This is a genomic window from Kitasatospora sp. NPDC048365, from assembly GCF_043200835.1.
GTDB classification, from domain to species: Bacteria; Actinomycetota; Actinomycetes; order Streptomycetales; family Streptomycetaceae; genus Kitasatospora; species Kitasatospora terrestris.
This window is the reverse complement of the sequence record NZ_JBICYJ010000048.1, coordinates 14,828-28,061: the sequence shown is the minus strand read 5'-3', so window position 1 is coordinate 28,061 and position 13,234 is coordinate 14,828. Positions and strand designations below refer to the sequence as shown.

Here is a 13,234-nt window from a genome sequence, read left to right as displayed (position 1 = left end):
CGGTGCACCGCAGGTCACGGGCGCGGGGCCACCCGTGTCGGTCGCGTCCCGTCACACCAGCGCGATACTGAGTTGGGCGCCCAACTCACGGAACCCCAGGGCGGCCGCGACCCGGCGGGACGCCGGCGGCCGGGCGCGCCACTGCGGCAGCAGCCCCGCCGTGAGCGCGTGCGAGGTCGCCGCCGAGCCGGTCGCCCGGGCCAGCCCCCGCCCCCTGGACCCCGGGGCGGTCAGCACGCTGAGGTGGGCGGTCCGGCCCGGCCAGGTCCGGTATCCGGCGGCGGCCACCAGCCGGCCGCCCTCGCGGACCGCGAACGCCGGCGAGGTGATCTCGTCCAGGCCGGCCTCGCCCGCCTCGTCCGCGCCCGCCGCCCGATCCAGGGCCCGCAGGTCCGGGTGGTCGCCCGGCAGCTGCTCCACGGTCGGCGCCCCCGCCGCGGCGGGACGGAACCCGTCCGCGGAGGCGTACGCCAGCGCGGCCGGCCCGAGCAGCCGGGACACGGGCAGCGCCGCACGGACGGCCTCGGCGTCGGTGAGCGCCTCCGCCGCCAGCCCTGCGAGCGCGCGCCGGACGGTCGCGGCCGTCTCCTCGTCCGGCGCGGTCACGATCGCCGCCCCGCCCAGGGACACCACCCCGACCCAGCCGTCGGGGCACAGCCCCGACCGTGGTGAGACGACCACGGCGGCGGCGCCGGTGGACGGGAACGCCACCGGTGCCGAGGCGAGGCCTTCCCACAGTCGGCGGGCCATGGCCAGGAGGGGATCCGTCGTCATGGCCCGATCCTGCCACGGACCGGGCCCGGCTCCTGACGGCTGGTCGGGAGCCGGGCCGGGGCCGGTGTCAGCGGGCGCCGAGGAGGTGTTCCAGGGCGAGCTGGTCGAGCTGCTCGAAGGCCATGCCGCGGGCGGCCGCCGCGTCCACGTCGAAGTCCTCGAACGCCGAGCGGTCGGCGAGCAGGCCGGCCAGGCCGTCCGCCGCGGTGGGCAGGGCGAGCTCGGGCAGGCGGGAGGCGGTGAGCGCGGCCGTGACCTCCGGGTCGGCCCGGAAGGCCCGCGAGCGCTCGGCCAGCAGCAGGTAGTTGCGCATGCAGGCGGCCGCCGAGGCCCACACCCCGTCGAAGTCCTCGGTGCGCGGCGGCTTGAAGTCGAAGTGCCGCGGGCCCTCGTACCCGGCCGTCTCCAGCAGGTCGACCAGCCAGAACGCCTGGCGCAGGTCGCCCGCGCCGAAGCGGAAGTCCTGGTCGTACTTGATGCCGGACTGCCCGTTGAGGTCGATGTGGAACAGCTTGCCGTGCCACAGCGCCTGGGCGATGCCGTGCGGGAAGTTCAGCCCGGCCATCTGCTCGTGGCCGACCTCCGGGTTGAGGCCGACCCGGTCGGGGCGCTCCAGCTCGTTGATGAAGGCGAGGGCGTGGCCGACGGTCGGCAGCAGGATGTCGCCGCGCGGCTCGTTCGGCTTGGGCTCGATGGCGAAGCGCAGGTCGTAGCCCTGGGACTCGACGTACTCGCCGAGCAGGTCGAAGGCCTCCTTCAGCCGGTCGAGAGCGGTGCGGACGTCCTTGGCGGCGCCCGACTCGGAGCCCTCGCGGCCGCCCCAGGCGACGTAGGTGGTGGCGCCCAGCTCGGCGGCCAGGTCGATGTTGCGGATGGTCTTGCGCAGCGCGTACCGGCGCACCTCTCGGTCGTTGGAGGTGAACGCGCCGTCCTTGAACACCGGGTGGGTGAACAGGTTGGTGGTGGCCATCGGGACCTTCAGCCCGGCCGTGTCGAGGGCGGCCCGGAAACGCTTGACCACCTGCTCACGTTCGGCGTCGCCGCTGCCGAAGGGAATGAGGTCGTCGTCGTGGAAGGTGACGCCGTACGCGCCGAGCGCGGCCAGGCGCTGGACGGTCTCGACCGGGTCGAGGGCGGGGCGGGTGGCGTCCCCGAAGGGGTCGCGGCCCTGCCAGCCGACGGTCCACAGGCCGAAGGTGAACTTGTGCGCGGGGGAGGGGGTGAGGGCGTCGGTGCTCATGATGCGGCTCCGGGAATCACGGCCGAAGGGGTATTTGTCATCGCGGAAAACAAACTAGTATCCCGACACGTCGGAACGGAACCCCCCGAGCGGGAACCGCCGACCAGAACCCCCGAGCGGAGGAACGCATGGCAGCCCAGCGCGTCGTGATCGGCGTCGACAGCTCCACCCAGTCCACCAAGGCCCTCGCCGTCGACCTGGACACCGGAACCGTCCTCGGCCACGGTCGGGCCGCCCACACCGTCACCACCGGCGCCGGCCGCGAGAGCGACCCCGAACAGTGGTGGAACGCCCTCACCGAAGCCCTCACCGCCACCGGCTGGGCCGACCGCGCCGCCGCCGTCTCCGTCGCCGGCCAGCAGCACGGCCTGGTCGCCCTCGACCCGGACGGGCGGCCCGTCCACCCCGCCCTGCTCTGGAACGACGTCCGCTCCGCCCCGCAGGCCGCCGACCTGCGCACCACCTACGGCCCCGCCGAACTCGCCCGCCGCACCGGCAGCGTCCCCACCGCCGCCTTCACCGCCCCCAAATGGGCCTGGCTGCGCGCCCACCACCCCGACGCCGCCGACCGCGTCACCGCCGTCCGGCTGCCCCACGACTACCTCACCGAACGGCTCACCGGCCACGCCACCACCGACCGCGGCGACGCCTCCGGCACCGGCTGGTGGGGCCCCGACGGCTACGACCGCGACCTGCTCGACCGGATCGGCCTCGACCCCGTCCACCTCCCCGAGGTCCTGCCGGCCGGCGCCACCGCCGGCACCGTCCGCCCCGGCCTGCCCCTGCCCGCCGGCACCCCCGTCGCCACCGGCACCGGTGACAACATGGCCGCCGCCCTCGGACTCGGCCTCACCCCCGGACAACCCGTCCTCAGCCTCGGCACCTCCGGCACCGTCTACGCCGTCGGCCGAACCCGCCCCACCGACCCCAGCGGCACCGTCGCCGGCTTCGCCGACGCCCTCGGCGGCTGGCTCCCCCTCGCCTGCACCCTCAACTGCACCCTCGCCGTCGACCGCTTCGCCACCCTCCTCGGCCGCGACCGCCAGAACGTCGAAGCCGGCGGCACCGCCGTCGTCCTGCCCTACCTCGACGGCGAACGCACCCCCGACCTCCCCGCCGCCAGCGGCCTCGTCCACGGCCTCCGCCACGACACCACCCCCGGCCAGCTCCTCCAGGCCGCCTACGACGGCGCCGCGCACGCCCTGCTCACCGCACTCGACGACGTCCTGCGCGCCGGCGGCGAGAACGCCACCGACGACCGGCCGCTGCTCCTCATCGGCGGCGGCGCCCGCGGCCACGCCTGGCAGCAGACCGTCCGCCGACTCTCCGGCCGCGCCGTCCAGGTACCCGCCGCCGAGGAACTCGTCGCCCTCGGCGCCGCCGCGCAGGCCGCCGCCCTGCTCACCGGCGAAGCCGCCGACGCCGTCGCCCGCCGCTGGCACACGACGGACGGCCCCGTCCTCGAACCCGTCGCCCAGGACAAGGACACCCTCGACCGCATCGGCGCCACCCTGCGCCGAGCGGCAGCCCTGCAGGGCGGCGCCCCGGCCGCGGACCGCTAGCGGCCGACCCGGACGCGCGGTGTCCGCGGCCCGCCGCGGTCATCGGACGGCGGGGTGCGATCCCGCCACCGCAGATCCGCAAGGGCCAGAGGGCCCCGGCGGTGGTGTCGCCCGCAGCGTCGGGCAGGGGGCGCCCGGCGTGGTGCCCTCAGCGGCGCCGGCCCTGGGGAGGGGTTCGGACGAGCAGGTCCTGGTGCGGCCTGGACTGGAGTTGCAGCGGAGGGGCCATGTCGCCGAAGGAGTCGACGAACGCGCGCGGCGACCGGGCCAGGTCCAGGAGCACCCGGTCCGCCGTGGCGTCGCCGGAGAGGCCGGGGGCCAGGGCCGCGCAGCCCCGGACGCCCGCGTTCGGGGCGGTGAGCCAGGGGCGGGTGTCGCCGCCGAGGTCGCCGACAGCGATCAGCATCGTCGCCAGGTCGTGCGGGGACTCGGTGGCCCGGGCCGCCGATGTCAACTGCTCCAGCAGGGCGGGACGTTGCGCCGAGGCCGAGGGGTGCCGGGCCAGTGACCCGATGGCGGCGGCGGCACACGCCCTGCGCCTGGGCCGTTCCGAGGCGAGGTGCGGCAGCACGCGCCGCAGGAGCGTGGGCACCAGGTCGAAGCAGGCGAGCGCCGCCTGATCGAGGACGAGTTCCCCCAGGCCCGTGCCGTCCTGCCACATCCGGGCCCGGCCGTCGCGATCGGCCGCCAGGTAGTCGGAGGTCCAGGCGCGCAACTCCGCTGCGTGGTGCTCGACGCGGGCGCGGGTCACGGCGGCGTGGTCGCCGAGGTCGGCGGCGACACCGATCGCGTGCAGGTAGGCGAGCATCGCATCCGGCAGCGTGGGATCGTCGGCCCCCAGCAGCGAATCGTCGAGAAGTTCGGCGACAAGCAGCGCGGTGGGTGCCGTCGAGGGCCAGGCTCTGCCCTCGCGGCGGAGCGTCGTCGACCACAGGTGCGAGTATCCGTCGACGAATGTCGTCGCATCGTCGCCGAGGAGTGCCGACAGATGCCGCGGTGTGTCGCAGGCGGGCCCCGAGCCGTGGAACAGCCGGGACCACTCCACATCGTCCGGGTGATCAACCATGACGGGGATGGTGCCACAACGCACCGACAGGCGGCCCTCCGGTCCGTCGAGGGCTCGGAGGACTCCGGGGCGTGTGGGAGGGGGCTACCCCGCGGAGCGGATGGCGGCGAGGACGTCGAAGGCGTCGGCCGGGTCGGCGTCGTCGGGGAGGGAGACGGAGACGCGGCTGACGATGCCGGTGTAGCGGTCGGCGATCCGGCGGCCAGCTTCGGCGGGGTCGCCGACGGCGGCGAAGGTGTGGAGGACGTCGTCGTCGACGAGGCGGCCCATCTCCTGCCAGCGGCCGCGCATCGAGAGGGTGTGGAGCTCGTCGTGGAGCGCGCCCCAGCCGTGGTGGTCGAGCACCGCGCGGTAGGCGGGGGTGGAGGCGTAGAAGGCGATCCGCTCGCGGACGGAGGTGACGGAGGCCGCCAGTTCCTCGTCGGTGCGGCCGGTGGCGGTCAGGACGCTCACCGACACCTCGAAGGGCCGCCCGGCCGTCCACGCGGCGCCGGCCGCCTCGGCGTCGGCGCGGGCGTCGAGGACGCCGGGGAGGAGCCGTTCGGCCAGGTAGGAGGGGGAGTTGAGCGGGTGGCAGACGAGGCCGTCGCCGACCTCGCCCGCGACGCGGGACATCAGCGGGCCGACGCCGGCGATCAGCAGGCGGGGCGCGCCGTGGTCGAGCGGGCCGGGGTCGAAGAACGGGGTCATCAGGGTGTGGGTGTAGAAGTCCCCGCGGAAGGCGAGCCGTTGGCCGGTCTGCCAGCTGTGCCAGATGGCCCGGGTCGCGGTGACGAATTCGCGCATCCGGGCGGCGGGCCGGTCCCAGGGCATGGCGTAGCGGCGGGTGATGTGCGGCTTGACCTGGGAGCCGAGTCCGATGACGGCCCGGCCGCCGGAGTACCGCTGGAGGTCCCAGGCGCTGTGGGCGAGGGTCATCGGGGTGCGGGCGAAGGCGATGGCGACGCCGGTGGCGAGTTCGATCCGAGTGGTGCGTCCGGCGGCGAGGGCGAGCAGCTGGAACGGGTCGTGGGCGGTCTCGGAGAACAGCGCCCGGTCGATGCCGAGCCGGTCGGCCTGCTCGATGCCGGTGAGCGCGGCGTCGGGGCGGGCGCCGGCGGTGAAGTCCACGCCGAGCGGCGCCGGGAAGGGGGAGGGGGATGCCATCTGCCTGTTCCTGCCGGTGGGTTCCGACCGTCGACGAACGGATCTCGGTCCACCTTATCCGGCCCGGGGGCCGGCGCCCGCCCGGCGCCGCCGGGGGATCCGGGTCGTACCGGCGTATTGACACGGCATCAGGGCGGCCAGAATCATCAGGCACCGGTGGGAGCGCTCCCACCTCTTCCGAAGTCGACCGCACGAGGAGAGGCCCGTGAAACCGTCCCGCAGCCCGCGTCCCGCCGTACCGGTCGGAATCGCCGCACTGATGCTGGCGCTCGCCGTGCCGGCTCCGGCCCTGGCGGCCCAGGCGGAGCAGGCCGGGGGCCACACGCTGCCCGCCGACACCCGGTTCTACGTCGAGCCGGACAGCGACGCGGCGAAGCAGGCCGTCCGCGACCTGCTGGCGCACAACGTCTCCGAGGCCGCCGCGATGGCCCGGCTCGCCACCTGGCCGCAGGCCCACTGGTTCACCGGCGGCACGCCCGCCGAGGTCGAGGAGCAGACCCGCACCCTGGTCCGCCGGGCCGCCGCGACCGGTACCGTGCCGGTGCTGGTCGCCTACAACATCCCGCTGCGGGACTGCTCGCAGTACTCCAGCGGCGGCGCGCAGTCCGACGCCGAGTACCGGGACTGGATCTCCGCGCTGGCCCGCGGCATCGGCCGCAGCAAGGCGGTGGTGGTGGTCGAGCCCGACGGCCTGGCCAACCTGCCGTCCGACTGCTCGCCGACCAGCGACCCCACCGGCGCGCTCACCGCCGGCCGGATCGCCGACCTGCGGTACGCGGTCGACGCCCTGGCGCAGCAGCCCAACAGCGTGGTCTACCTGGACGCGGGCAACAGCCGCTGGCACGGCGTCGGCGCCATCGCGCAGCGCCTGCAGCAGGCCGGCATCGAGCACGCCCAGGGCTTCTCGCTGAACGTGTCGAACTTCCTCTCCACCGACCGCTCGGACCGGTACGGCACCTGGATCTCCGACTGCCTCTGGTTCGCCACCAAGGGCCCGGAATGGGCGCGCGGGCATGCCGACTGGTGCGCCAGCCAGTACTACTCGCCCGCCGCCCCCAACGACGGGCAGCCGGGCAACGCGGTCGACGTCGAGGACCCGGCCACCTGGCACTGGACCGACGACTGGTTCCGGCAGAACGTCGGCACCCCGCCGCTGAACGAGCTCACCCACTTCGTCGTCGACACCAGCCGCAACGGCAAGGGCTCCTGGACCCCGCCGGCCGGCAAGTACGAGGGCGACCCGCAGGTCTGGTGCAACCCGCCCGGCCGCGGCATCGGCGACCGCCCGACCGCCGCCACCGGCACCCCGCTGGTCGACGCCTACCTGTGGATCAAGACCATCGGCCAGTCCGACGGCCAGTGCAACCGCAACATCCCCGGCGGCACCGTCGACCCCGAGTACGGCATCGTCGACCCGGCGGCCGGCGCCTGGTGGCCCGAGCAGGCGCTGACCCTGGTGCGCAACGCCACCCCCGCGCTGACCTTCGCGCCCTGGACCCGCCCCCGCCTCCCCGGGAGCGCCGACCAGGGTTCCTGAGCCGGGAGCTCCGACCAGGGCCTTCGGTGACGGCGCCCGGCGGCCCCCGACGCGAGTCGGAGACCGCCGGGTCGTGGGGTCGTGGGGCCGCGGGGCCGTGGGGCCGCGGGGTCAGCCGATGGTGGCCTGCGGGCCCGCGTACCGGTCGAGCAGGGCGGGCACGTCCTGCGCCGGGTCGAGGGTGTACGGGTAGTAGGAGCCCGGGGTGAAGGTGGTGCCGTTGGTCTGCTGCTTCCCGGAGCTGTTGACGACGATGCTGCCGGACTGGCTGAGCGAGGCGGCCGCGGTGTCGTTGTAGTACGGGTTGGCGACGTGGTCGTAGTAGCTGTTCTCGATCACCGTCCTGGACGCGCCGCGGGAGAGGTTGCCGTACGAGGTGATGTTCTGCAGGTGGTTGTCGTAGAGGTGGGCCAGCGCCACGTTGTCGATGCTGGGGTTGCGCTGGTTGGTGTCGTGGATCCGGTTGTGGTGGATGGTCATGCGCGCCGTGACGTTGTCCGTCCAGCCGATGCCGAAGGCCTTGTTCGCCTCGCCGAGGACGTTCCAGGAGACGGTGAGGTAGCTGGTGTCCTTCCGGCTGTCGATCAGGCCGTCGTTCATCCGCTCGATCCGGTTGTGGTCGATCCAGACGTGGTCGGCGGTGTCCATCTGGATTCCGTCGTAGTCGTACAGCTTGTCGTCCGGGTCGTCGTCCGCCATGCGGGTGTCACGGATGGTCAGGTTGCGGATGATCACGTTGTGCACGCCGGTGCCGAGGAAGAACCCGCCGTGCACGATCTCGCCCGAGGTGCCCACGCCGACGATCGTCTTGTCGGACTTCACCGGGATCTCGTAGCCGTACGGGCTGACCGTGACGGAGGCCGCCACCCTGATCACGTACGGGCTGTCGGACCCCGCGTACTTCACCAGGTCGGCGAGGTTCGTCACGGTCACCGTGCTGCCCGCCGCGCCACCGGTCGTCCCGCCGCCGGTCGCCGCGAAGCCGTCGGCCTTGTCCGACCAGGTACGGCCCGTGGTCACCGGTCGGAAGGCCCACTGCTTGTTGGTGTTGGCGGTGCAGGTCTCCTGGATGATGGGGGTGCCGTTGGTGGTGGAGGCGTTCTGGTCGCTGAGGCAGAGGCCGCTGCGGACGTTGATCACCTGGTAGGTGTTGGTGCCGCTGGGGGTGAGGGTCCACTGCTGGTTGGTCTGGCCGGTGCCGCAGCCCCACTGCTGGAGCTGGGTGCCGCTGGTGGTGGAGCCCGAGGGGACGTCGAGGCACATGTGGCTCTTGACGTTGACGAGTTGGTAGGTGTTGGTGCTGGTGGGGGTGAGGGTCCACTGCTGGTTGGTCTGGCCGGTGGCGCAGCCCCATTGCTGGAGTGGGGTGCCGCTGGTGGTGGAGCCGGCGGGGACGTCGAGGCAGAGGCCGCTCTTGGTGACGGCGAGTTGGTAGGTGCCGGGGGCGGGCAGGGCGGCGGCGTCCGCGTGGGTCGCGGACAGGCCGAGCACGGCGGCGCCGATCGCCAGCAGTACGGCGGCCAGCAGGCCGAGCGGCCGGTGGGCCCTCCGGTGCATGTTCCGGTGCATGGGGATTCCTTCCTGGTGGGTGGACAGGGTGGTCAGCCGAGCGGGTTCCAGCCGTCCGCGCCGGCCAGGTACTTCTGCGGCGTGTACGAGGCGGCCTGGGCGTCCGTCAGCTGCGGGCGGTTGGCGTTCACCCCCGCCCCGGCGCCGGTGTTGCGGTACTCGAAGTACCGGGCCTTCTGCCAGGTGCTGGACGACATGTCCGTCCAGGGCTGGGCGGTGGCGACGGTGTCCGACAGCGACGACTCCCGGTACACCACCTGCGCGTCCTGCCGCCACGGCCGGCCGAGCCGGGTGGTCCCGGCCGTCGCCCCGGTGATCGTCGAGCGGTAGAAGAGGAACCCGTACGTGCGGGCCGCGGGCGTGCTGGCCGCCGTGATCGGGCCGCCGGTGGTGCGCTTCTCGTGGATGCGGCAGGAGTCGAACACGGCGATGCCGCCGCCGTAGATGAAGTCGACGGTGCCCTCGACGTACGAGTTCACGGCGTACACCCGGGCGCTCTCGTTCACCAGGAAGGTGTCCTGGTCGCCGAGCAGCCGGACGTTGTTCAGGACCGCGCGGTCCGCGTCCAGGTACAGCGCGAGTGCCTGGTCACCGGTGTCCGAGCTGTTCTCGTCGAAGTCGTTGCTCAGCGTCAGGTTGGTCGCCGCGAAGTCGTGCCCCTGCGCGACGACCGTGGCGCTGCCCGAGGTGCCGTACGTGCCCGCGTTGCGGTTGTTGACGATCACCACCTGGTCGGGCGCCGAACCGAGGCCCTGGAGGGTGACGTACGGCTTGCTGCTCGGGATCGTGACCTGCTCGCGGTAGGTGCCCGGCTTGACCGTGATGACGGTGCGGCTGGCGTTGCCGGTCCCGACGGCGTCGATCGCCGCCTGCACGGTGGTGAAGCGGCCGGTGCCGTCCTTCGCCACCGTCGGCGTGGCGGTGGTCGCGGCCGGTCGGAAGGCCCACTGCTTGTTGGTGTTGGCGGTGCAGGTCTCCTGGATGATCGGGGTGCCGTTGGTGGTGGAGGCGTTCTGGTCGCTGAGGCAGAGGCCGCTGCGGACGTTGATCACCTGGTAGGTGTTGGTGCCGCTGGGGGTGAGGGTCCATTGCTGGTTGGTCTGGCCGGTGCCGCAGCCCCACTGTTGGAGTGGGGTGCCGCTGGTGGTGGAGCCGGCGGGGACGTCGAGGCACATGTGGCTCTTGACGTTGACGAGTTGGTAGGTGCCGGTGCTTCCTGCGGGGGTGAGGGTCCACTGCTGGTTGGTCTGGCCGGTGGCGCAGCCCCATTGCTGGAGTGGGGTGCCGCTGGTGGTGGAGCCTGAGGGGACGTCGAGGCAGAGGCCGCTCTTGGTGACGGCGAGTTGGTAGGTGCCGGGGGCGGGCAGGGCGGCGGCGTCCGCATGGGTGGCGGACAGGCCGACGGCCGTGGTGCCACCCGCGAGCAGCAGGGCGTACAGCGCGGCCGCTGATCGCCGGCGCGGGCGGGCGGCGGCGGAGGTCCCGAGCACGGGGACTCCTCTCGGTCGGGGAGACGGTGCCCGGGCGGCTCCCGGGCGCGCCACCGACCCGGTCGGGCGGTGGCACCCCTTGTAGACGGGGGCGCCGAACGGGAATGACAGGAATTTCGGAGAGTTTTTCGGCACCGCCCCTGACGGGGCCCCCGACGGGGCCTCAGACACCCGCGCTTTACTGCCGAGCAGGGCCATGCCAGGATGCGGAACCCCAGCCATCAGCGTGTCCGGTCGCCAGCGTGTCGCGGTCCCCGGCCCGTCACACCGCCACCGCCCGCCCACGCCTCCCCGGCCCGGGCGGTCGCGGCCAGGAGAACACCCAGTGCTCACGGGCAACCAGCGCGAAGCCGCACCGGACACCGTCCACCTCGTCCACGCCGCGCAGAACGGCGACGACCGCGCCCTGAACCAGCTCCTCGCCGCACACCTGCCGCTGATCTACAACGTGGTCGGCCGCTCGGTACGCCCCGCCGACGTCGACGACCTCGTCCAGGAGACGATGCTGCGCGCCGTCCGCGGCCTGCCCACCCTGCGCGAACCGGACCGCTTCCGCTCCTGGCTCGTCGCCATCGCCTACCGGCAACTCCAGGAACACGGCCGCCGCCGCATCGTCGAGACCCCGCACCACTACGAGGTCCTGGACGTCCCCGACCCCGCCACCGACTTCGCGGAGCGCAGCGTCGCCGAACTCGTCCTGTCCGCCCAGCGCCGCGACCTCGTCCGGGCCGGCCAGTGGCTGGAACCCGCCGACCGGCAGCTCCTCGCCCTCTGGTGGCAGGAGGTCTCCGGCCTGCTCACTCGCGCCGAACTCGCCGACGCGCTCGGCATCGACCAGCCGCACACCGCCGTCCGGCTGAAACGGACCAAGGCCCAACTCGAGGCCGCCCGTACCGTGGTGGCCGCCCTCGACGCCGTTCCGCGCTGCGCCGCACTCGCCGAGCTCGTCCACGACTGGGACGGCACCACCACCGGCTCCGTTCTGCGCAAGCGGTTGATCCGGCACACCCGCGCCTGCGAGGCGTGCGGCGCGCGGGCGAACGGCCTGGTCGCGCCGGAACGGCTGCTGCCCGGCCTCGGCCTGCTGCTGGTGCCGGACCACCTCGCCGACCGCCTGACCTCGCTCGCGGCCGGCGGCGGCCGCCGGGTGCTGGGCAGTCGGGTGCCGGGCGGTCGGGCGGTGGCCGGGGCCACCGCCGGTGCCGTTGCTGTCGTGGTGGCGGTGGTCCTCGCCCTCACGCCGTGGTCGGGGCCCGCACCGTCGCAGCCCGGAGCCGCCGCCCCGACCGCGTCGGCAGGACCGTCGACGGCCCCCGCCACCGCGGTCACCGGTACTCCTTCATCGGTCGGTGCGCCGCCCGCCCCGCCGTCGCCGTCCGGGTCGCCCGCGCCCGCTGCGGCGCCGGCCGGGCTGGCGGTCGCCGACCTCTACGTCGCCCCGGACGGCTCCGACACCGGTGACGGCAGCCTCGCCCGCCCGTACGCCACCCTCGGCCGCGCGGCCGCCGTCGTACGCCCCGGGCAGTCGATCGCACTGCGCGGCGGCACGTACCGGATGGCCGCGCCCGTCACCATCACCACCGCCGGGACGGACGCGCAGCGCATCACGCTGAGCAACTACCGGGACGAGCGACCCGTCCTCGACGCCTCCGCACTGCCCGCCACCGCCTGGGCGGTCACCCAGACCGGCGGGTACTGGACGGTCCAGGGGCTGGAGCTGCGCGGCTCGGCGAGCCACGCGTACGTGTGCAGCGGCTGCCGGTCCACCGTGTTCCGGCGGCTCGCCTTCCACGACAACGCGCGCTCCGGCCTGCTGCTGCGCGACGCCGGGACGAGCGGCAACGCCGTGCTGGACAGCGACTTCTACGCGAACCGCGACCCGGCCGGCGGGGCGGGAATCGGACTGGGCCTCACCTTCGGCTCGGGCGAGGGCAATGTGGTGCGCGGCTGCCGGTTCTTCCGCAACGCCACCGACGGCCTGGACCTCGGCGGGTTCACCAGCCCGGTCACCGTCGACAGCAACTGGTCGTACCGCAACGGCAACGGGTTCACCCTGGGCGGCGGCAACGGGCGCGCCGCCGTCACCCACCTGGTCCGCAACAACGCGGCCTGGGACAACACGGGCCTGGGCTTCAACGACGAGGGCAACCCCGGCGCGATCCGGCTCACCGGCAACACCGCGTACCGCAACGGCCTGGTCGGCTTCTTCCTCCCCGACGCGGCCGCCGTCACCTCGTCCGACATCGCCGCCGCCAACGGCCGCGACGCCGACCTCGGCCCCGCCGTCCGCTCCACCGGCGACACGTGGGGCGTCGGCGCCGACACCTTCACCGCCACCGACCCCGCGAGCGCCGAAGGGCCCCGCCCACCCGCCGGCGGCCTCCCGGTGACTTCCTTCCTCACCACCCGGACCGGCCGCGGCGCCACCATGACCGAACGGACCGACCAGTGACCGAGACATGGGTGATCGACGACGGCAGCCGTGTTGCCGTGTCGTCCGCAGCGGTGGGGGAGACTCTGCGGTCGAGGATCGTCAGTGGCCGGTTCGAGACGTGGCTGACCAGCACCTCCGGACGGTCGCTGGCCTTCGTGACCAACGCCGAGCGCGTGATGGTCGTGCTGTTCGAGGAGGAGGGTGATCCCGGCGAGCACGCCGTGACACCGGGGGCCGAGGGATCGAGCGGCGGGTTCGTCCTCTCCAACGGGCAGCACGACGAGTACCCGGACGAGGACACCGTGCCCCTCGCCGAGGCGCTCAGGATCGTGGCGCACGTTGTCGGCAGGGGCTCCTGGCCGGCTGACGCCCCTGTCGCGGTCGATCGCTGACGCCCGTGGACTGACGCCCGTGGA

10 protein-coding genes are annotated in these 13,234 nt (G+C 73.9%); 4 read left to right on the top strand and 6 right to left on the bottom strand.

Annotation, left to right across the window (positions count from 1 at the left end):
* Positions 1–51: 51 nt before the first annotated feature.
* Positions 52–774, bottom strand: coding sequence for a GNAT family N-acetyltransferase (locus ACGFX4_RS34290; RefSeq protein ID WP_393083051.1), 723 nt, complete (start codon positions 772–774; stop codon positions 52–54).
* Positions 775–841: 67 nt separating this feature from the next.
* The gene (gene xylA, locus ACGFX4_RS34285) at positions 842–2,014 is read right to left on the bottom strand and encodes a xylose isomerase (RefSeq protein WP_393083048.1); all 1,173 of its coding nucleotides are present in this window, start codon (positions 2,012–2,014) and stop codon (positions 842–844) included.
* A 128-nt stretch (positions 2,015–2,142) separates the two neighbouring features.
* Between xylA and xylB the strand changes: the two genes are divergently transcribed.
* Entirely contained in the window at positions 2,143–3,576 is a 1,434-nt protein-coding gene (gene xylB / locus ACGFX4_RS34280; protein ID WP_393083045.1) for a xylulokinase, read from the top strand.
* 148 nt (positions 3,577–3,724) lie between these two features.
* Here the strand turns inward: xylB and ACGFX4_RS34275 are convergent, their stop codons facing one another.
* Positions 3,725–4,642: a hypothetical protein gene (locus tag ACGFX4_RS34275; protein ID WP_393083042.1), complete on the bottom strand. Its 918-nt coding sequence runs from the start codon at positions 4,640–4,642 to the stop codon at positions 3,725–3,727.
* A gap of 84 nt (positions 4,643–4,726) precedes the next feature.
* Entirely contained in the window at positions 4,727–5,788 is a 1,062-nt protein-coding gene (locus ACGFX4_RS34270; RefSeq protein ID WP_393083039.1) for a TIGR03617 family F420-dependent LLM class oxidoreductase, read from the bottom strand.
* A 205-nt stretch (positions 5,789–5,993) separates the two neighbouring features.
* Between ACGFX4_RS34270 and ACGFX4_RS34265 the strand changes: the two genes are divergently transcribed.
* Positions 5,994–7,325 carry a glycoside hydrolase family 6 protein gene (locus ACGFX4_RS34265; protein WP_393083036.1) on the top strand — a complete coding sequence of 444 codons (1,332 nt, stop codon included), beginning with the start codon at positions 5,994–5,996 and terminating at the stop codon, positions 7,323–7,325.
* A gap of 111 nt (positions 7,326–7,436) precedes the next feature.
* On the opposite strand, the gene ACGFX4_RS34260 is transcribed toward ACGFX4_RS34265, so the two are convergent.
* Positions 7,437–8,894, bottom strand: a complete 1,458-nt coding sequence (locus ACGFX4_RS34260) for an RICIN domain-containing protein (protein WP_393083033.1) — start codon at positions 8,892–8,894, stop codon at positions 7,437–7,439.
* Positions 8,895–8,926: 32 nt separating this feature from the next.
* Positions 8,927–10,384, bottom strand: a complete 1,458-nt coding sequence (locus ACGFX4_RS34255) for a pectinesterase family protein (RefSeq protein WP_393083029.1) — start codon at positions 10,382–10,384, stop codon at positions 8,927–8,929.
* Between the two features lie 325 nt (positions 10,385–10,709).
* On the opposite strand from ACGFX4_RS34255, the gene ACGFX4_RS34250 reads away from it, so the two are divergent.
* A complete protein-coding gene (locus ACGFX4_RS34250; protein WP_393083026.1) occupies positions 10,710–12,836 on the top strand; it encodes a sigma-70 family RNA polymerase sigma factor in 2,127 nt (708 codons plus the stop codon).
* Positions 12,833–13,210, top strand: a complete 378-nt coding sequence (locus ACGFX4_RS34245; RefSeq protein ID WP_393083023.1) for a hypothetical protein — start codon at positions 12,833–12,835, stop codon at positions 13,208–13,210. Before ACGFX4_RS34250 ends, ACGFX4_RS34245 begins: the two co-directional genes overlap by 4 nt.
* Positions 13,211–13,234: the final 24 nt, after the last annotated feature.

What these genes read in the sequence shown, in the direction of transcription:
- ACGFX4_RS34290 (WP_393083051.1), bottom strand. Translation starts at nt 774, where the DNA reads ATGACGACGGATCCCCTCCTGGCCATGGCCCGCCGACTGTGGGAAGGC.
- xylB (WP_393083045.1), top strand. Translation starts at nt 2,143, where the DNA reads ATGGCAGCCCAGCGCGTCGTGATCGGCGTCGACAGCTCCACCCAGTCC.
- ACGFX4_RS34275 (WP_393083042.1), bottom strand. Translation starts at nt 4,642, where the DNA reads ATGGTTGATCACCCGGACGATGTGGAGTGGTCCCGGCTGTTCCACGGC.
- ACGFX4_RS34270 (WP_393083039.1), bottom strand. Translation starts at nt 5,788, where the DNA reads ATGGCATCCCCCTCCCCCTTCCCGGCGCCGCTCGGCGTGGACTTCACC.
- ACGFX4_RS34260 (WP_393083033.1), bottom strand. Translation starts at nt 8,894, where the DNA reads ATGCACCGGAACATGCACCGGAGGGCCCACCGGCCGCTCGGCCTGCTG.
- xylA (WP_393083048.1), bottom strand. Translation starts at nt 2,014, where the DNA reads ATGAGCACCGACGCCCTCACCCCCTCCCCCGCGCACAAGTTCACCTTC.